Source organism: Lactococcus sp. S-13, assembly GCF_004210295.1.
In the GTDB taxonomy this organism is placed as follows: Bacteria; Bacillota; Bacilli; order Lactobacillales; family Streptococcaceae; genus Lactococcus.
Window position 1 is genome coordinate 1,327,149 of the sequence record NZ_SDAK01000001.1, and the last position, 18,284, is coordinate 1,345,432.

Here is an 18,284-nt window from a genome sequence, read left to right on the forward strand (position 1 = left end):
CATTATAAAATATTTTGCACGCTCCAAGTTCGCTTGGCTGGCATTTCTAAGACATGAGGCTGTCTGAACTGAAAAATGGAAAAGGGGCATCCCGCTAGCTTGGATGTCTATTTTCTGTTTTTAAGTCAATCAATCTCAATTGAAAGCTCCTATCGCACTATTTTTAATTTTATCAAAAAAATACAGAGTTTGACTAGGAATAACTGGTTACTTTTTGTTAAATTTAAATTATTGTTCGGAAATACTGAATTTTTGATTTTTTTGTTCAAAAATAGGATGAACAGTCGTCTGACTTTTTGCTATAATAGGGTTATGGATAAAATTATCAAATCAATTTCAAAAAATGGACATTTTCGAGCTTTTGCTTTGGATTCAACTCAAACGGTGCGCGAGGCGCAAGCGCGTCACCAAACTTGGCCTTCTTCAACGGTGGCTTTGGGGCGGACTTTGATTGCGGCGCAGATTTTGGGCGCGAATGAAAAGGGCGATACTAAAATCACGGTGAAGGTGCTTGGTGATGGCGCAATGGGTGCGATTATCGCTGTGGCGGACAGTTCGGGTAATGTCAAGGGTTATGTGAAAAATCGTGAATTGGACTACAAAAAAGCTTCAACTGGTGAGATTTTGGTCGCACCTTTTGTGGGAAATGGTTTCTTGGTTGTAGTCAAAGATATGGGGCTGAAACATCCTTATAGTGGGCAAGTAGACTTGATCACGGGGGAAATTGGCGAAGATTTGGCTTGGTATTTCTTGAGTTCTGAGCAAACGCCATCTTCTGTGGGGGTGAATGTGCTGCTTGATGAAGATAAGGATACGGTGAAGATTGCCGGTGGTTTTATGTTGCAAGCTTTGCCTGATGCGACGGATGCGGAAATTACGGAAATCGAGCGCAATATCAAGACCATGCCTGCGATTTCAACGATGTTGGAAGCTGATGAGCCGCTCAAAACGATGCTAGATAATATTTATGGTGACATGGAATATACCAATCTTGGCGAATTTCCTTTGGCATTCAAATGTGATTGCAGCAAGGAACGTTTCCGTGAGGGAATCAAATCTTTGGGAACGCAGCCCATTGAGGAGATGATTGCTGAAGACCATGGGGCAGAGATTGTTTGCCAATTTTGTGAAACGAAGTATGAGTTTTCTGAGGATGAATTGCACGCATTGATTGCTGGAGAGTGAATTTTACTGACGTAAGCTGGAAAACTCAGAGATTTTGCTGACGGAAATCGATTTGATCCAGAGATTTTGCTGACGAAAGTCTAAGTTTCGGTTTTCACTGAGAGAATTTGCTGACGGAATGGATAAGAGGTGGAAAAATGACGGTGAGCCTTTTTATTGCAACGACTTTGGACGGTTATATCGCGACGACAGATGATGATTTGCACTGGCTTTTTGATGTCGAGGGTGAAGGTGACAATGGCTATGGCGCTTTTTATGCTGGGGTAGACGTGGTGCTGATGGGCAAGCGGACTTACGACTGGCTCAAGCGCGAGCAGCCTGATACTTGGGCTTATGCGGGCAAAATGACTTATGTTTTGACTCGGCAAAAATTGGCTAATTCTGCTGAAGTGCAGTTTATTTCGGAGCAGGACTTGCCGGATTTGGTGGAAAAATTGAAAAGCAAAAAACAGAAACTCTGGGTCGTGGGCGGTGGTCAAGTGATTCGGTTGTTCTTGGAAAATGGCTGGGTAGATGAGCTGCAAATCACTGTCGCACCGGTGCTTCTAGGCACTGGCATTCCACTTTTTCCATCAGGAGCTTACGCTGAAAAATTGCAACTATTGGGGAGCAAAAACTACGGTCAATTTGTAGAATTGCATTACCAGATAAAAAAAGAGGACTGATGAAAATTCAGTCTTTTTTTAATGACATTTTTACTGACGAAAATTTGCGTCAGCGTTTTTTCGACTAGAGATTTTGCTGACGTAAATTTTTCAATGCTAAAAACCTTGTGAAATCGCAAAAAATTGCTATAATATTGCTTATGACTATGGACAAAATTTACAACGCGCCGTGGAAAATCCGCGACGTCGAAATTAAGAATAAAATCGTGCTAGCGCCAATGGCGGGCATCACCAACAAGGCCTTTTTAACGACTGCCAAGGAATTTGGGGCAGGGCTGGTCGTGACGGAGATGATTTCGGACAAGGGCATTGAGCATCGCAATAAAAAAACTTTGGAAATGATGAATTTTGATGGCGTGCCACATCCACTGTCCATGCAAATTTTTGGTGGCGAAGTGGATACCCTGGTTGAGGCGGCCAAGTTCGTTGAAGCCAACACCGTCGCTGACATCATTGACATCAACATGGGCTGCCCTGTGCCAAAAGTCACCAAAAATGAGGCTGGATCGCGCCTTTTGCTAGACCCCGACAAGGTTTACGACGTGGTATCTGCGGTCAGCGCAGCCATTTCTAAACCCTTGACCGTCAAAATCCGCATCGGCTGGGACGATGATCACCTTTTTGCTGTGGAAAATGCCAAGGCCATCGAAGCGGGCGGAGGAGCCGCAGTTTCCATGCACACCCGGACTAAAGCCCAAGCCTACACCGGCAACGCGCAGGAAAATTGGCACTGGCTCAAAGCACTGACGCAAAATGTTAACATTCCGGTCATCGGAAATGGGGATGTCAAAACACCCGAAGACGCCAAGCGTATAATTGACGAAACAGGTGTAAGTGCGGTCATGATAGGTCGTGCAGCCCTTGGAAATCCGTGGATTCTTCACCGGACAGAGCATTTTTTGCGCACCGGCGAATTGTTAGACGAACCTTCTGTCGCTGAAAAGATGGAAATCGCCAAATTGCATCTGGCTCGTCTGGTTGATTTAAAAGGCGATAATCTGGCCAGCCGAGAATTTCGTCAACACGCGGCTTATTATCTCAAAGGCGCTCCCCGAGCTTCTAAAGTCAAGTTGGCAGTCAATCAAGCAGAATCTCAAAGCGAAATCATCAGCATTCTTGACACATTTGTCAACGGTACCCGATAATAAAATCTGGATATTTCCAGATTTTTTCGTTATAATAGAAAGAGAAATGTTTATACAATTCAAAAAATAGAAAGGGGTTTCCCTATGCGTACAACAAAGGCCACTGAAGAAATTGAAAAAGCCATTATCCATTTGAAGAAATCCAAGCGCGAGATTAGCAATTATACCTTTGATTATAACGTTCAAAATTTAATTCAGCTCGACAAAACCATCAAGCAGCTTGAAAGCATCAAAACAGGCATCAACGCTGACAGCTACTCTGTGGAGGGTGCCAGATCCACAGGCGAACTCGAAGGCGCCCGCCTCTCTAGATAAAAATATCCGCCATTTTTTCAGAGAATTTGCTGACGCAAACCAAAATCGCAAAATTCACACAGAGAATTTGCTGACGTAAACCAAAATCACAAAATTCACACAGAGAATTTGCTGACGTAAACGAGAAACAAACAAAAAATAGCTCAATTGAGCTATTTTATTTTTTAACTTTTTTATTCACCTTGTAACGACTTCTTGGATAAGTAAAATCGCCCAAAACCTCATGAACATTGATGATTGAGGTAAAAGCATTCGGATCCAATTCAGTCAAAATTTGCTTCACTTCCTGAATTTCGCCAGGGTTAAGTACCACATACAAGATTTCCTTAGCATGACCACTATAAGCCCCTTCACCGTGCAAATAGGTAGCGCTGCGACCTGTTTCTGCAATGATTGCCTGAGCGATTTCCTGATGGTTCGTCGTGATAATTAACATCCCGCGCACCGTATAACCTCCGCTTTGCACCACATTAACGACCTGCGCCGCAACAAAACTTGCAATCAAAGTATACATCATATGACGCAAATCAATATAACTCAACGAAAGCAACATCACACAAGCATCAAAAATAAAGAAAGTACGTCCAACAGCAATGCCCCGCTTAACCTGAAGCAACTTAGCCACAATATCAGCCCCGCCAGTCGTCCCACCAAAGCGGAAAACAAAACCAATTCCTACCCCAGCAAAAACCCCAGCCAACAATGCCGCAATCAAATTATCATGACCCACGTTGACCGAAAAGGGCAGACGTTGGAAAATCCACATCCAGATGGACAAAGAAACAATCCCCCAGATTGTATAAATAAAAGTCCGCTGTCCCAAAAAACGATAACCAATCACCAAAAGTGGAATATTCAAAAGCAACTGCGTATAAGCCGGGTCAATTCCCAGCAGTGCATGACCAATCAAAGAAAGCCCAGCAACACCACCCTCAGCCAAGTGATTCGCCATATTGAACTCAACAAACCCAAAGCCATAAATTGCCGTCCCCACAGCAATGGCAAGAATTTGGAGAAAATGTATCCTCGTTAATTTTTTCATAAGACCCCCAAAATTTGATGAAATCTCCCTGCCAAACGACAAGGAGCTTTAGAACTATTGTAGTTGAAAACAAGCCGTTAGTCAACTTTTACTGATGAATTCTTGTTATTTTTTCACATCCTTGATTCGCTCACGTTTTGGAGCAAAATCACCCAAAACTTCATGAACATTGATGATTGAAGTAAAGGCCTCAGGGTCAATGATGGTAAGGATTTCCTTGACCTCTTGAATCTCACTTGGATTCAAGACCACATACAAAACTTCCTTGGATTCCCCACTATAAGCCCCTTCACCATGCAAGTAAGTGGCACTTCTTCCGATTTCTTCAATAATCGCCCTGGCGACTTCTTTATGCTTGCGACTGATGATTAACATCCCCCGTACCGTATAACCACCATTTTGAATCAAATTTATCATTTGCATTGCCAAAAAGCTCGCAATCAATGTATACATCATCTGTTTAAGATCGATATAGCTTAAAGACAAAGCCAAAACTACCGAATCAAAAATAAACATCATTCGTCCAATCGGAATCCCTTTTTTTAACTGGAATAGCTTGGCTAGAATATCCGTTCCACCAGTCGTTCCACCAAAACGGAAAACCACACCAACCCCAGTCCCGGCAAAAAGACCGGCCAACAAAGCTGCAATCAAATTATCATGCTCAATATTCACCGTGAAAGAGACCCGCTGCAAAATCCAAATCCAAACCGACAGACTCAAAAGTCCCCAAATCGTATAAATAAAAGTTCGCCGTCCCAAAAAACGATAGCCCAAGACTAACAAAGGAATATTAAGCAACAACTGGGTGTAAGACGGGTCAATATGCCAAAGTGCATAACCCATCAAAGATAAACCAGCCACGCCCCCTTGCGCCAAATGATTCGCCATATTAAAAGCAACAAAACCAAAAGCGTAGATTCCTGTTCCGATTGTGATTGCAAGCAAATACAGTATATGTACTCTTGCCAATTTTTTCATTCTCATTCCTCCTAATAATGAAACTTTTCAACATAAGAAGGGGAGAAAGTCCTCCTGATTGGCTTTCTCCCTTTTAATTTATTGACCGAGCATCAGTCGCTGATCTCGGAAAAATTACCTAAAACACGCACATTTTCCGAAATAGAAACAAAAGCTTTAGGATCATAGCGCTCCACAATATTTTTAAAATCTTGATATTCATACATGGTGATGACTGTCAGTAAGACCGTCCGTTCTTCACGGGTATAGCCGCCCTCACTGCTCAAAATCGTCACCCCATGTCTAAATTTCTCAAACAATTGATGCATGAGTAAATCAGGATTTTGCGTCACAATCATTACCTGCATCCGCTTTTGACGCGTGAAAATAGCATCTTGCACACGTGAGCTGACAAAAATGGCAATGATTGAATACAACATATACTCCCAGCCAAAGAGTAATCCAGCGATGAACACAACGATTCCATTGACAATGAAAGACAAAGTCCCCACCGTACGGCCCGTTTTTTTACGCATATAGAGGCTGACAATATCTGTTCCACCCGAAGAAATTCCGGCTTTCATCGCATTTCCCACACCAAAGCCCATGATGGCACCACCAAAAACGGCATTGATGACCGGATCCTGCGTCAACTGAGTGACAGGAATAAAGTGAATAAAAACCGAACTCATCACAACAGTAATCAGGGTATAAATCGTAAATTGCTTTCCAATTCCTCGCCATGCCAAAAGAATTAATGGCACATTGACCAAGAATAAAGTCACCGAAATAGGCAAAACGTCATATCCAACAAGCCGAGTGATAATTTCTGAAACCACCTGAGCAACCCCAGTTGCCCCCGACGAATAAACATGACCAGGCTGGTAGAAAAAGTTCAAAGCAAAAGAGGAGAAAACACCATAAACCACTGCTGCAGAAAACTTATTGACCAGCTTTTCCAGTCCAATGGACTTTAGAACTTTAATTATCGTTTGCAAGTTTAATACTCAATTCTTTCAGCTGTTTTTCAGCAACTTGTGAAGGTGCTTGTGTCATTGGGTCAGTTGCTTTATTATTTTTTGGAAAGGCGATAACTTCACGGATATTATCCTTGCCAGCAAGGAGCATAACAAAACGATCAAGTCCGAGAGCCAAACCACCATGTGGTGGGAAACCATAGTCCAAAGCTTCCAAAAGGAAGCCGAATTGCTCATTGGCATCTGCCAAATCAAAGCCAAGTGCTTTGAGCATTTCTTCTTGAAGCTCACGTGTGTTAATCCGCAATGAACCACCACCAAGCTCATAGCCATTCAAAACGATATCATAGGCATGAGCGCGCACTTTCTTCAAGTCTGAACCCTTCGCATAGCCATCGGCTGACAAGAAAGCTTGTGTTTCTTTCGTTGGCAAGGTAAATGGATGATGCGCTGACATATAACGTTCTTCCTCATCAGACCATTCAAACATTGGCCAGTCAATAACCCAAAGGAAATTGAATTTACGGAAATCAATCAAGCCTTGTTGTTTACCAACAGTCAAACGCAAAGCACCAAGTGCGCTATTGGCCACATCAAGTGAATCTGCCACAAACAAGACTAAGTCATTTTCAGAAAGTCCTAATTCGCTGACAAAACGCTCCGTAGCTTCTGCCAAGAATTTTGAAACGCCACCTGCTAATTCGCCTTTTTCATATTTGACCCAAGCCAGACCTTTAGCACCGTTTTGCTTAGCTTGTTCAGTCAACTTGTCAATGGCTTTACGAGAATATTTGTCGGCTGCGTTTTTGACAACAATCGCTTTGACCACTTCTGCTTCTTGGAAAACTTTAAAATCAACTGTTTTCGCAAGTGCTGATAAGTCAGTCAATAATAAATCAAAGCGAGTATCTGGTTTGTCAGAGCCATAGAAGTTCATCGCATCATCATATTTCATTCGTGGGAAAGGCAAAGTAACCTCAACACCCTTGACTTCCTTCATGACTTTGGCAATCAAACCTTCGGTCAATTCTTGAATTTCTTCTTCACCCAAAAATGAAGTTTCTAAGTCAACTTGTGTAAATTCAGGTTGGCGGTCACCACGTAAATCTTCATCACGGAAACATTTGACAATTTGATAATAACGGTCAAGACCAGCAGTCATGAGCAATTGTTTCATCAATTGTGGAGATTGTGGGAGCGCATAAAATTCACCTTTATTGACCCGAGAAGGAACAAGGTAGTCACGAGCACCTTCTGGTGTTGATCTGTTCAAGAAAGGTGTCTCAACATCAATAAAACCAGCAGTATCCAAATATTCGCGGATTGAACGCGTTGTAGCATGGCGCATTGTGATATTTTTGAGCATTTCTGGACGACGCAAATCAAGGTAACGGTATTTCAAGCGTGTATCATCGAGTACTTCAACATCATCTTTGATTTCAAAAGGTGTTGTTTTTGATGTTGAGAGAATCTCGATGGAAGTTGCTTCGATTTCGATGCCACCTGTCTTGATTTTATCGTTTTTGCTGGCCCGTTCAACCACGTTACCTGTCACTTCAAGGACAAATTCATTACGTGCTTTATCTGCGGCCTCAGCAACTTCTTTCGCTGCAGTTTCAGGATTCACAACGATTTGAACGATTCCTTCACGGTCACGCAAATCAATGAAAATCAAGCCGCCAAGATTGCGGCGTTTAGCAACCCACCCCTTGACAGTGACCGTTTGGTTTAAATATTCTTCGGTAATATTTCCAGCGTAATTTGTACGTTTCATAATTCTTTCTTTCATTTTTTGTAAATGGGAGTAAACTCATAGTGAGTGCTCATTGACCTATCTCAACAAGTCCTAACAGCTGTTTAGTCTTGCTGCGCAAACCGCGTAGCGATAAACGGCGGCAAAGTTGACTTGGGCGTGAGCACCACTGACTCGGAAATTTTTTTAGTAATGAGATTGCAAGTGGCTCTGCCACTTAGCAATCCGCGCAGGAAGCCTGCTCGACTATCATTTTCTTACTGGTTCGACAGCTTGCGCAGCAAGACTAAGAAGCAGTTAGAAAATGAAGGAGATAGGCTGCCGAGCACTCCACGAAGGAGGGACACTCCGTTTCCCTTATCCGCCACCTTAACAGTCCACTGGACTGTTAAGCTAGAAACAATTTCCAAAAACAGACTCAAATCTTAGTTCATCTCGTCGGCGTAGATTTCTTCAAAAATCGGTGCGAAGGCTTCAGAGACTGCTTTGAGTGTTGTTTCAACTTCTTTGCGGGTTTGATTGTGTTTGACTTTGATGTTGCCTGTGCGCACTTCGTCTTCGCCGAGGGTGATAATCAGCTCTGCACCAAGTTTTTCAGCGGTTTTGAACTGCGCGCCAAGTTTACGATTTGAAAAATCACGCTCAACTTTGAAGGCTTGTTCGCGTAAACTTTCAGTCAATTTTGTGGCTGCAAGATTGGCTTTTTCACCCATGACAGCGATGAAGACGTCCAAGGTTTCTTCGGGGATGAATTCAATCTTTTGTTTTTCAGCAATCATGAGCAAACGTTCGATTCCAAGGCCAAAGCCAAAAGCTGGTGTCTCTGGTCCATCAAAATATTCAACCAAACCATCATAACGTCCACCACCACAAACGGTTAATTCTTTGCCATCAAAATTAACAATAAATTCAAAGATGGTGTCATTGTAATAGTCCAATCCACGCACCATGTTTGGATCAATCGTGTATTCGATATTGAGTGCTTCAAGCAGTGCTTTGACTTGTTCAAAGTAGTTCTTTGAGCTGTCATTCAAATAGTCTAAAATCGCTGGAGCATTTTCAACGATAGCAATATCTTCGGGTTCTTTGCTATCCAAAACACGTAGAGGATTTTCGTTAAGACGACGACGGCTATCTTCTGAAAGTTGATTTTCAAATGGTGTCAAATAATCAATGAGCGCTTGACGGTAGGCTTTGCGGCTGTCCATATCACCCAAAGTATTGAGTGAAAGTTTGACTCCTGTGATGCCTAATTGACGGAAAAGCGTGTCTGCCATCGCAATAATTTCTACGTCAACAGCTGGATTTTTTACGCCCAAGCATTCGACACCAAACTGGTGAAATTGACGCATACGGCCAGATTGTGGTCGTTCGTAGCGGAACATTGGTGCGTTATACCAGAGTTTTACTGGCTTGATGACTTCGGGGGCGTAGAGTTTATTCTCAATATAGGCCCGAACAGCTGAAGCTGTGCCTTCTGGACGGAGTGCAATGTGGCGACCGCCTTTGTCTTCAAAATCGTACATTTCTTTCGTGACAATATCACTGGTTTCACCTGTGGCGCGGCTGAAAAGTTCATAGCTTTCAAACATTGGTGTGCGGATTTCTTTGAAATTGTAATCATTGAAAACGGCACGGGCAATTTCTTCAACGTATTGCCATTTGGCAGTTTGAGCAGGGAGTAAATCTGCTGTTCCTTTTGGTTTTTGAAGTTTCATCTTGTTTTCCTTTCAATGGATGAGTGGATTTTGCAAAGCTTCTTAAAAAGTCGTGAATTTCTGTCATCTCAAGATACCGCTTTCAAAAGAAAGCACCCTAAAGCACAATCGCTCTAGGGTGCTATAATTGCACGGTACCACCTAAATTTGCTCTAAAGGAGAGCCTCAGATTTGATTATAACGTTATCATCGAAAATAATGTCACGACTTTATGAGCTTTCAGCTACTGCTCACTCTCTTGTCTATTATTGTAACGCAAAAAGCCGCCCAAAGCAAGCGACTTTTGTCTAATTTTGTAAATTTTTTGGTCTTTTATTAGTCTGCATTTTTGAAGACTTGCATATTTTGGGCAAAGTAATCATAACCACTGTAAATTGTAAATAATACGCAGATGTAGAAAAGGATTGTTCCGATGTAGAATGGATTTCCGATGAAGAGGAAAATCACGCTGAGCATTTGGGTTGCAGTTTTGATTTTTCCAGGCATTGCTGCTGCCATGACCACGCCACCTTGCTCCACCAAAAGCAGACGCAGGCCAGTCACCGCAAGCTCACGGCAGACAATGATAGCCACTGCCCAAATCGGTACAACGTTCAAGGCAACCAGCACCACAAAGGCGACCATGTTAAGCATTTTATCGGCCAATGGATCGGCGAATTTCCCAAAATTGCTGACCACGTGCCATTTGCGTGCTAAATAGCCATCCAGCCAGTCTGTGAACGAAGCAATCGCAAAAACGATTGCCGCAATGACCCACATAACGGAGCTGTGCGCATGAGAAACAACGCCCTCAAAACGTGCGCCTTGTGGTAAATAAAATAAAATGACAAAAATTGGAATCATAAAGATTCGCAGCATGGTCAATTGATTGGGTAGTTTCTGTTTCATAGTTCTCCTTTTTTCTGGGAAATTTGAATTGCGTCAGCATTTTTTCTGGTGCTGTCTGCGAAATCTAAGTTGCGTCAGCATTTTCTCTGGTGCTGTCTGCGAAATTCGAGTTACGTCAGCATTTTCTCTGGTGCTGTCTGCGAAATCTAAGTTGCGTCAGCATTTTCTCTGGTGCTGTCTGCGAAATTCGAGTTACGTCAGCATTTTCTCTGGTGCTGTCTGCGGAATTTAGCAGTCAAAAGCAAATTAGCGATTGATTTGCAGGGTGATTGTAGCGGTTCCTGTGCTGGTCAATGCTGATAAATTAAGCGCTTGGCCATTAACTGTAATTGTCAAACCTCGTGCCGTACCTGCCGTAATGACGGCGTTTGTAGCGCCAGTAGTCAGTGTAGTCGTGAGGCTATTTGCCCCGTCACTCAGTGTTTGCCCACCTGCTGACAGGTTAGAATTGGTCACGCCAACCCAAATATTGCTACCCGCAGCCGCCGAGATAGTCACTGTAACTGGATCTGTCAGTTGTGAAATTGTCGCGGTCACACTTGAGCCAGAGCCCGTCATGGCAACGGTTGGTTGCGCACTGGTGCTTGAACTTGAGCTAGTTTCTGGCGTTTGCTTACTTGTGCTACTTGCCTTACTTACCGCCTTAGAAGTCGTGCTTTGGGCATAGGAATAATCGCTCGTCAGCAAATTGGGCGTGGCTGGTTTATTGACCAAAACAGCCGTCACAACACCTGCCAGAATCAATAAGGCCACCGCTGATAAAGAAATAATAGGAATATAATTACGCCAAGTTTTTGGGCCCTCTTCCTCCTCAGGATCGACGCGCTCACTTGGTTTAACAAAATGATAGCTTTCGAGCAAATCTTCCTCATCTTCGACCGTGATGCCCTTGCCCTCATCATAAGCCTGGATGATGCGCTCCGCATTCAAATCCAGCTTTTCAGCATATTGTTTGAGATAAGCTTTGATATAAAATTCACCCGGTAGGGCTTTGTAATCGTCTGTTTCCAGAGCGACAATGTATAATTTTTGAATTTGTGTGAGTTCTTCTGCCTCAGAAAGACCAAGTCCTAGCTGTGTTCGCTTTTCTTTTAAGACTTGTCCGATTGTTTTGATTGCCAATTCGTCCCCCTCTCGTTCGTGTTCTTGCACATGGAATGTTAATTATCACTGTTCTTATTTTTTTGTGGAGATTTCAAAATCTCACCTTAGATGATGCGCCGACTCGGTCAGCGACTTTTGGAAAATGGTTGACGCCCCAGATTGACTAGGCAATCCGTCAGCATTTTCTCTGACCCCATTTTCATTACGTCAGTATTTTCTCTGCTGTCACAGGGCTTTGCTGTATAGTTATTTGGGCAAAATGGTAAATTCAACTAATTTCATGTCCGAAATCAATTGATCAGCCGCTTTTTCAATCGTTGTTAGGCTGATTTTTTTCAAAATTTCAGGAAGGTCAAAAAAGTTTAAGTCGCCGTAAACCTCTGAAGAAAATTGTTGGGCGATGTATTCTAATGAGTTCAAAGAACTGTAATAATCCCCAAGCATTTCCCGTTTGAGCAACTCGAGATGTTCCTCGCTGAAATCTCTATCTATTTTATAACTTTTTAGAACTTCTTGCAAAGTTTCGCTCAATTTTTTTGGATTTTCCGTATCTCCCGTGAAAACAGCAAAATGGAAACGCTTATCCAAATCAAACGAATAACCAAAAGAATCATCAATCAATCCCGCATTGTAAAGCTCCTCATAGCGCTGACTCGTGCGACCAAAGAGCAAATCCAAAAAGAGTTGATTAGCCAGCTTGTAAGTCATCAGCGCCTGCGGGTCAGTTGGCAAATCATCTTCGCCACGCAGTCCCAAAGCAAATTTAGGCATGGCCACTTCCAACTCAAGCTGTGCCTGTGAAATCGGCTCTGCCGCAGCAACTTCTTGCCGTTGAATCTCAGGTAACTCAGCAAAAGTTTTGGCGGCTTGATTTTTTTGGACAAAATCAGCCATTTCTTCAATCTCAAAGGGCCCCGTCAAAAATAAATTCATATTTTGTGGATGATAAAAAATTTCATAATTCGCATACAAATCATCCGCCGTTATGGCATTGATTGTCTCCTTCGTCCCCGCAATATCTGCCGCTAAAGGTGATTCAGGATACATTTTTTCAAGCAAACCAGCAAACAAGCGCCAGTCACTATCATCCTGATACATTTGGATTTCTTGCTGGATAATTCCCTGCTCTTTACGCACATTTTCGTCAGTAAAATAAGGCGTTTGCACAAAATCAAGCAATAATTCTGTACATTCGTAAGCATTTTCTCGCGTTGAAAAAAGATAAGAAGTCCGTGAAAAGCTTGTAAAAGCATTCGTTTGCGCCCCTAAAGCCCCAAACTTATACATCACATCGCCCTCTTCTTTTTCAAAAAGTTTATGTTCTAAAAAATGAGCAATGCCCTCGGGAAAAGTCTGAAATGCCGTCTCTCCCTTTGGCACAAATGTTGTATCCAAGGATCCAAAATTCGTCGTAAACAAGCCATAAGTCCGATTATAATCCATTTTCGGCAGGTAATAAACCGTCAAACCATTCGGCAAAAGTTCCCAATACAACCTCTCGCCTGTTTGCGCATAAAACTTACTGTTCAAAATTCAACTCTCCCTCTTGTTCTTGCCCCAAATTTGCACTTTTTAGGAAATATTCTGCCTGCAAAGTCAAGCTTTGAGCAACTTTTTGAATGTTTTCCTTGCTCACTTTTTCCAATTCTGACACAAAACGCTCCGTGGTCAAAAAGCGCTCTGGCAGCAATGCTTTGACAAATTCCAATTCGATATTATTGGACGGTGAATCTTGACTGACAAAAAAAGTATTGCGCAGCATCGTTTTCGTTTGTTCCAGATCAGCATCGCTGAACTCGCCAGCTTTCATCGCCTCCACCTGCTCCAAAATAAGCGCACGCGCTTTACCATAATGACTGGCATCAATCCCCGCTGCGATTTTCAAAAAGCCGGTAAAAGAATCAAAGGTCGACGAAATAGAATACGCCAGACTCGCTTTCTCCCGCACATTTGTAAATAATTTAGAGTGAGCAAAACCGCCCAAAAGGCCATTCATCACCTGCAAAGTCAGATAATTTTCATCGCCGTAAACAACTGGCAGCTGATAACCCAACTGCAAAATCGCTTGCGCCACATCCTTGGACTCCGTCAGCGTTGAAACAGCCCGAAGGGATTGCCGATAAAAAACATCAGCTCCTTTTTCAGCAGAGAAATTGCTGACGGAATTGGGTTGGTCAGTCTTTGAACCAGAAAAATCACTGACGGATTTTCTGTCAGCAAATTTGAAATCAGAAAACAAGTCAACGACTCGATTTTCGTCCACATCCCCCAGCACAAAAATATCCACCGCATTTGTCTGCAACATTTCTTGATAATATTCAAAAACAGCACGAGGATTTTCCTGCGCCAACAGCTCAGCCGTCGCCACACTTGGCAAAGCCTGTTTGCTATCGGCAAAAAACAAATCCGCCAACTTACGACTCGCATAATACGACCGATCATCATTCATTGATGCCAGATAATGCAACAAATTCGTCTGTTCCCGCTTGAACACTTGCGGATTGAACTCCCCATTGATTGCATCAGGCTCAAAAATCGCCGTTTTCAAAAACCCAATTGCCTCACCCAAAGTGTCGAAATCAACCAATTTTGGATTAACAAAGCTCATATTGATCGAAAGCAAGTGTTGCCGCCCCTTTTTAGCCACTCCCGTCGCAAAAGAAGCCCCATAAAGCTCTGATAACTTGCGACTAAAATCCTTGCCCGTCCGGTAAACCGCATTCGTCGTTTCTAGCATATTGGAAATAATCACCCGTTTGCCCAAACTTTCTGGAGAAATCTCCTCCCGAAAACGCACCAACAAACGCACCGTTTTAAATTTAGTTTCCTTAATCACATGGAGCATCACTCCATCTGCCAATTTTACATCCGTCAAATCACGACCACTTTCCTATTTTATCAGGCCTCAAAGCAGCCTTCACATAACCTTTATTATACCAAAATCTCCCCTGCTTTGTGAGAAACACAAACGAAATTTTTCATTTTTTAAAGTAATAAAAAAATGTGAGATGCACCATTTTTTATCTTTCTCTCACCTTTCATTCCAGCCATTCATTTTATCCTCCCTTCAGGTCAAATAATCCCTCTATTTGTGATAAAATAAAACTATGGAAAAATACATTTTATTTGAAGAATACATCACACTTGGCAAAATTTTGAAAGAACTTGGACTCATTGCCACAGGTGGGCAAGCCAAATTATTTCTCGCCGAAAATACGGGTCAAATTTTCTACAATGGTGAAGCAGAAAATCGTCGTGGAAAAAAACTCCGAGCTGGTGACGTCCTTGAATTTAAAAATTCAGCCTTGACCGTCACATTTGAACAAGCCAGCCCCGAAGCAATCGCCCAACACGAAGCCGACAAAGCCGAAGAAAACCGCGTCAAAGCACTCGTCAAAAAATTGAACGCTGAACAAAAAGCGCCAAAAGCAACGAAAAAAGCGCCCCCACGTTTCCCAGGACGCAAATAATGAAACTCAAGCAGATTGAACTCAAGAATTTTCGCAACTACGCCGAGCTTCAACTTGATTTTCACCCCAACCTCAACATTTTTCTGGGACAAAACGCTCAGGGTAAAACCAACATTTTAGAAGCCATTCATTTTTTGGCGCTCACGCGCAGCCATCGCACCAGTCATGACAAAGAGCTCATCCGCTGGTCGCAAAAAGAAATGAAAGTCACAGGTTCAGTCGAAAAAAAGCACACCACGGTGCCCCTTGAAGTTCAATTGACCCCCAAGGGTCGGATTGCTAAAGCCAATCACCTCAAGGAAAATCGTCTTGCCGACTACATTGGCCAACTCAAAATTCTCATGTTTGCCCCCGAAAATCTCGAATTAGTCAAAGGATCACCCGCCATTCGCAGACGCTTTTTGGATATGGAGTTAGGACAGATTCACGCCGTCTACCTTTACGACTCCATGCGCTATAACCGTGCGCTCAAAGAACGCAATGCCTATCTCAAATTTGACCAAAGCAAGATTGATAAAAACTTTTTGAGCGTTTTGGACGAACAACTCGTTGAACATGGCAATAAAATCATGCTTGAACGGGCGCAATTTATCGAAAAACTCGAGCATTACGCCAGCAAAATTCATAAACAACTCACGCATGGTGCCGAACTGCTCACCATATCGTATGCCAAAAATGTTAAGACAGATTTCGCTAAAGAACTCTTGAGCCGTCAAGATCATGACATTTTCCGTCATCAGACAAGCAGTGGCCCCCATCGTGATGATTTACAGTTTTTCATCAATGACATCAATGTAGCCGATTTTGGTAGTCAAGGCCAACAACGCACCGTCGCCCTCAGCATCAAACTTGCCGAAATCGATTTAATTTTTGACGAGACGGGAGAATATCCCATCCTTCTCTTAGACGACGTCATGAGCGAATTAGACAATAGCCGTCAGCTTGACTTGCTTGAAACAAGTTTAGGAAAAACGCAAACTTTCCTCACCACGACCACCCTTAATCATCTTAAAAATTTACCTGAAAACCTCAGTATTTTTAACGTTGAAAAAGGCGAAATCACACAGACAGACGAAAAAAGTTACTGACCACACGATCAGTAGCTTTTTTCACTATTTTTGACCCGCAAACACTTCTTTAGCACTAAAAACAGCATTCAACACCCGTGGAAAACCAACGTAAGGCACACAGTGAATAAACGTTTCCACAATCTCTTTTTCCGTCAATCCCACATTTAGTGAGGCTTGAATATGCACACGCAGTTGATTTTCGCAGCCTCCTTGAGTCAAAAGGGTGGTAATTGTAATCATCTCGCGTTGCTTAGAATCAAGACCATCGCGATTGTAAATTGTACCAAATCCAAACTCTAGCATCATGTCATTAAGATCTGGTGCGATATCTTTGAGTGCTTCAAAAACAGGTTTTGCTGCAGCACCATCAATTTTAGCTAAATTTTCCAAGCCGACTTCTTTTTTGTTCATTTTAATTCCACCTTTCTTATGGTAAAATCAGTATAAACCATGAAGTATACTTGAGGTCAAGAAAAATGTCATACAAAATTTCAGAGATTGCTAAAATTACAGACTTATCCATAGCCACCCTGCGCTACTACGAAGAATTAGGACTTTTAAGCCCCCAGCGCAACAGTAGCAATTACCGAGAATTTACCGAAAAAGATTTATCTTGGATTGCTTTTATCAAGCGAGCTAAGGCAACTGGGATGACCCTATCAAAAATCCAAGAATATGCCAAACTACGCGAGCAAGGAGACACCACCATCATTCAGCGGATTGGACTTTTAGTTGAGCAAGAACGGGTCTTACGAGAACAAATTGCCGATTTGGAAGGGCATTTGGATTTTATTTTACAAAAAAAGCATGGCTACTACGATCACTTACAAAAAAACTCAGAGCGCGAAGCCTGAGTTTTTATTTCCAAAAAGAAAATTTTTGATAGATTTGATTGCCATTTGTAAATAGATAATATAACAAAAAGCCACGGTTATAGATAAAACCGGGCTTTTCTAATGTTATTTTTCGTAACCAGTTGGATTATTACTATGCCATTTCCAAGCGTTGGTAATGATGTGTTCCAAATCATGTTGAACTTTCCAGCCCAAAATTTCGCCTGCCTTAGTGCTGTCTGCCACCAATTCGTCAGGATCTCCTGGGCGACGTTCGCCCATTTGACTTGGAATGGCTTTGCCAGTGACTTTGCGTGCTGTTTCCAACACTTCCAGATTAGAATAGCCTTTGCTTGATCCCAGATTAAATTGGTCAGACTTACCGCCCGCTTTGAGGTACTCAAGCGCTTTGATGTGGGCATCAATCAAGTCTTCCATGTCAATGTAGTCGCGAATGCAAGTCCCGTCTGGCGTATTATAGTCGTCGCCGTAAATCGTGATAAATTCACGTTGTCCCAGCGCCGTCTGCAAAATAATCGGAATCAAATGCGTTTCATTTTTGTGGGCTTCGCCAATCGTCCCGTCGTCTTTAGCACCCGCCACATTGAAATAACGCAGAGCCACATAAGTCATGTCCGTTGCCTCAGACTGCCATTTCATCATTTTTTCCATGATAAGCTTAGACTCACCATAAGGATTGATTGGTTTTTGCGGTGTTTTTTCAGAAATTGGCGAATGCTCTGGAATGCCAAAAGTCGCTGCTGTACTCGAAAAGACGATATGTTTCACGCCAAATTCTTGCATGGTTTCAAGAATGACTTGTGCCCCACCAACATTGTTGTTGAAATACATGAGCGGTTTTTGCATAGACTCACCCACCAAGCTATAAGCGCAAAAGTGCATGATTCCTTCGATATTTTCTTTTTCAAAAATTCCAGCAAGAAAATCGTGATCGCGTACATCTCCTTCGTAAAAACGCACATCAGCAGGGACAGCTTCACGGTGACCCGTCACCAAATTATCCACCACTGCGACATCATAACCTTGTTTAACCAACATATCTACGGCATGACTACCAACATAGCCCGCCCCACCAAGTACTAAAACTGTCATCTCTACCTCCGTTTTCTCCTATTATACCAAATTTTTCTAATTTTTT

At 42.6% G+C, this 18,284-nt stretch carries 18 protein-coding genes; 7 read left to right on the forward strand and 11 right to left on the reverse strand.

What is annotated here, in order from left to right; all coding sequences use genetic code 11:
- Nucleotides 1-312: 312 nt before the first annotated feature.
- The 4 genes from hslO to EQJ87_RS06575 all read left to right on the forward strand — a co-directional run bounded on the left by hslO (nt 313) and on the right by EQJ87_RS06575 (nt 3,310).
- On the forward strand, nt 313-1,185 hold the full coding sequence (gene hslO / locus EQJ87_RS06560) for an Hsp33 family molecular chaperone HslO (protein ID WP_130123868.1): 873 nt from the start codon (nt 313-315) through the stop codon (nt 1,183-1,185).
- 137 nt (nt 1,186-1,322) lie between these two features.
- Complete coding sequence (locus EQJ87_RS06565; protein WP_130123869.1) at nt 1,323-1,850, forward strand: dihydrofolate reductase family protein; 528 nt, start codon at nt 1,323-1,325, stop codon at nt 1,848-1,850.
- Between the two features lie 140 nt (nt 1,851-1,990).
- Nucleotides 1,991-2,995 (forward strand): tRNA dihydrouridine synthase DusB, encoded by a 1,005-nt coding sequence (dusB, locus tag EQJ87_RS06570; protein ID WP_130123870.1) that lies wholly within the window; start codon nt 1,991-1,993, stop codon nt 2,993-2,995.
- A gap of 84 nt (nt 2,996-3,079) precedes the next feature.
- Nucleotides 3,080-3,310 carry a hypothetical protein gene (locus EQJ87_RS06575; RefSeq protein WP_130123871.1) on the forward strand — a complete coding sequence of 77 codons (231 nt, stop codon included), beginning with the start codon at nt 3,080-3,082 and terminating at the stop codon, nt 3,308-3,310.
- 157 nt (nt 3,311-3,467) lie between these two features.
- On the opposite strand, the gene EQJ87_RS06580 is transcribed toward EQJ87_RS06575, so the two are convergent.
- The 9 genes from EQJ87_RS06580 to yfmF form a co-directional block, all read right to left on the reverse strand.
- Nucleotides 3,468-4,352 carry a YitT family protein gene (locus EQJ87_RS06580; protein ID WP_130123872.1) on the reverse strand — a complete coding sequence of 295 codons (885 nt, stop codon included), beginning with the start codon at nt 4,350-4,352 and terminating at the stop codon, nt 3,468-3,470.
- Between the two features lie 105 nt (nt 4,353-4,457).
- Nucleotides 4,458-5,333 carry a YitT family protein gene (locus EQJ87_RS06585; RefSeq protein WP_130123873.1) on the reverse strand — a complete coding sequence of 292 codons (876 nt, stop codon included), beginning with the start codon at nt 5,331-5,333 and terminating at the stop codon, nt 4,458-4,460.
- A 92-nt stretch (nt 5,334-5,425) separates the two neighbouring features.
- Entirely contained in the window at nt 5,426-6,310 is an 885-nt protein-coding gene (locus EQJ87_RS06590; protein WP_223804513.1) for a YitT family protein, read from the reverse strand.
- The gene (gene aspS, locus EQJ87_RS06595) at nt 6,294-8,063 is read right to left on the reverse strand and encodes an aspartate--tRNA ligase (RefSeq protein ID WP_130123874.1); all 1,770 of its coding nucleotides are present in this window, start codon (nt 8,061-8,063) and stop codon (nt 6,294-6,296) included. The genes EQJ87_RS06590 and aspS overlap by 17 nt, the downstream gene beginning before the upstream one ends.
- Nucleotides 8,064-8,467: 404 nt before the next feature.
- Nucleotides 8,468-9,760 carry a histidine--tRNA ligase gene (gene hisS, locus EQJ87_RS06600; RefSeq protein ID WP_130123875.1) on the reverse strand — a complete coding sequence of 431 codons (1,293 nt, stop codon included), beginning with the start codon at nt 9,758-9,760 and terminating at the stop codon, nt 8,468-8,470.
- A 315-nt stretch (nt 9,761-10,075) separates the two neighbouring features.
- Nucleotides 10,076-10,648 (reverse strand): CDP-diacylglycerol--glycerol-3-phosphate 3-phosphatidyltransferase, encoded by a 573-nt coding sequence (gene pgsA, locus EQJ87_RS06605; protein WP_130123876.1) that lies wholly within the window; start codon nt 10,646-10,648, stop codon nt 10,076-10,078.
- A 246-nt stretch (nt 10,649-10,894) separates the two neighbouring features.
- Nucleotides 10,895-11,770: a helix-turn-helix domain-containing protein gene (locus EQJ87_RS06610; RefSeq protein ID WP_130123877.1), complete on the reverse strand. Its 876-nt coding sequence runs from the start codon at nt 11,768-11,770 to the stop codon at nt 10,895-10,897.
- A gap of 228 nt (nt 11,771-11,998) precedes the next feature.
- Nucleotides 11,999-13,282, reverse strand: coding sequence for an EF-P 5-aminopentanol modification-associated protein YfmH (gene yfmH / locus EQJ87_RS06615; protein WP_190289055.1), 1,284 nt, complete (start codon nt 13,280-13,282; stop codon nt 11,999-12,001).
- Nucleotides 13,272-14,627: an EF-P 5-aminopentanol modification-associated protein YfmF gene (yfmF, locus tag EQJ87_RS06620; RefSeq protein ID WP_223804514.1), complete on the reverse strand. Its 1,356-nt coding sequence runs from the start codon at nt 14,625-14,627 to the stop codon at nt 13,272-13,274. The genes yfmH and yfmF overlap by 11 nt, the downstream gene beginning before the upstream one ends.
- A gap of 232 nt (nt 14,628-14,859) precedes the next feature.
- Here yfmF and EQJ87_RS06625 point away from each other — a divergent pair, with 232 nt between their 5' ends.
- Together EQJ87_RS06625 and recF are read left to right on the forward strand one after the other, a co-directional pair.
- Entirely contained in the window at nt 14,860-15,222 is a 363-nt protein-coding gene (locus EQJ87_RS06625; protein ID WP_130123878.1) for an RNA-binding S4 domain-containing protein, read from the forward strand.
- Nucleotides 15,222-16,310, forward strand: a complete 1,089-nt coding sequence (gene recF / locus EQJ87_RS06630) for a DNA replication/repair protein RecF (RefSeq protein ID WP_130123879.1) — start codon at nt 15,222-15,224, stop codon at nt 16,308-16,310. Before EQJ87_RS06625 ends, recF begins: the two co-directional genes overlap by 1 nt.
- A 24-nt stretch (nt 16,311-16,334) precedes the next feature.
- On the opposite strand, the gene EQJ87_RS06635 is transcribed toward recF, so the two are convergent.
- The gene (locus EQJ87_RS06635; RefSeq protein ID WP_130123880.1) at nt 16,335-16,703 is read right to left on the reverse strand and encodes a carboxymuconolactone decarboxylase family protein; all 369 of its coding nucleotides are present in this window, start codon (nt 16,701-16,703) and stop codon (nt 16,335-16,337) included.
- Nucleotides 16,704-16,768: 65 nt separating this feature from the next.
- Between EQJ87_RS06635 and EQJ87_RS06640 the strand changes: the two genes are divergently transcribed.
- Nucleotides 16,769-17,146, forward strand: coding sequence for a MerR family transcriptional regulator (locus EQJ87_RS06640; RefSeq protein ID WP_130123881.1), 378 nt, complete (start codon nt 16,769-16,771; stop codon nt 17,144-17,146).
- 105 nt (nt 17,147-17,251) lie between these two features.
- Here EQJ87_RS06640 and galE read toward each other — a convergent pair whose 3' ends face one another.
- Nucleotides 17,252-18,238, reverse strand: coding sequence for a UDP-glucose 4-epimerase GalE (galE, locus tag EQJ87_RS06645; RefSeq protein WP_130123882.1), 987 nt, complete (start codon nt 18,236-18,238; stop codon nt 17,252-17,254).
- Nucleotides 18,239-18,284 lie beyond the last annotated feature (46 nt).

Coding starts and splice junctions, on each gene's coding strand:
- EQJ87_RS06585 (WP_130123873.1), bottom strand. CDS start 5,333: ATGAAAAAATTGGCAAGAGTACATATACTGTATTTGCTTGCAATCACA.
- hslO (WP_130123868.1), top strand. CDS start 313: ATGGATAAAATTATCAAATCAATTTCAAAAAATGGACATTTTCGAGCT.
- EQJ87_RS06575 (WP_130123871.1), top strand. CDS start 3,080: ATGCGTACAACAAAGGCCACTGAAGAAATTGAAAAAGCCATTATCCAT.
- hisS (WP_130123875.1), bottom strand. CDS start 9,760: ATGAAACTTCAAAAACCAAAAGGAACAGCAGATTTACTCCCTGCTCAA.
- galE (WP_130123882.1), bottom strand. CDS start 18,238: ATGACAGTTTTAGTACTTGGTGGGGCGGGCTATGTTGGTAGTCATGCC.
- recF (WP_130123879.1), top strand. CDS start 15,222: ATGAAACTCAAGCAGATTGAACTCAAGAATTTTCGCAACTACGCCGAG.
- EQJ87_RS06635 (WP_130123880.1), bottom strand. CDS start 16,703: ATGAACAAAAAAGAAGTCGGCTTGGAAAATTTAGCTAAAATTGATGGT.
- dusB (WP_130123870.1), top strand. CDS start 1,991: ATGACTATGGACAAAATTTACAACGCGCCGTGGAAAATCCGCGACGTC.
- EQJ87_RS06625 (WP_130123878.1), top strand. CDS start 14,860: ATGGAAAAATACATTTTATTTGAAGAATACATCACACTTGGCAAAATT.
- EQJ87_RS06565 (WP_130123869.1), top strand. CDS start 1,323: ATGACGGTGAGCCTTTTTATTGCAACGACTTTGGACGGTTATATCGCG.
- pgsA (WP_130123876.1), bottom strand. CDS start 10,648: ATGAAACAGAAACTACCCAATCAATTGACCATGCTGCGAATCTTTATG.
- aspS (WP_130123874.1), bottom strand. CDS start 8,063: ATGAAACGTACAAATTACGCTGGAAATATTACCGAAGAATATTTAAAC.
- EQJ87_RS06640 (WP_130123881.1), top strand. CDS start 16,769: ATGTCATACAAAATTTCAGAGATTGCTAAAATTACAGACTTATCCATA.
- EQJ87_RS06580 (WP_130123872.1), bottom strand. CDS start 4,352: ATGAAAAAATTAACGAGGATACATTTTCTCCAAATTCTTGCCATTGCT.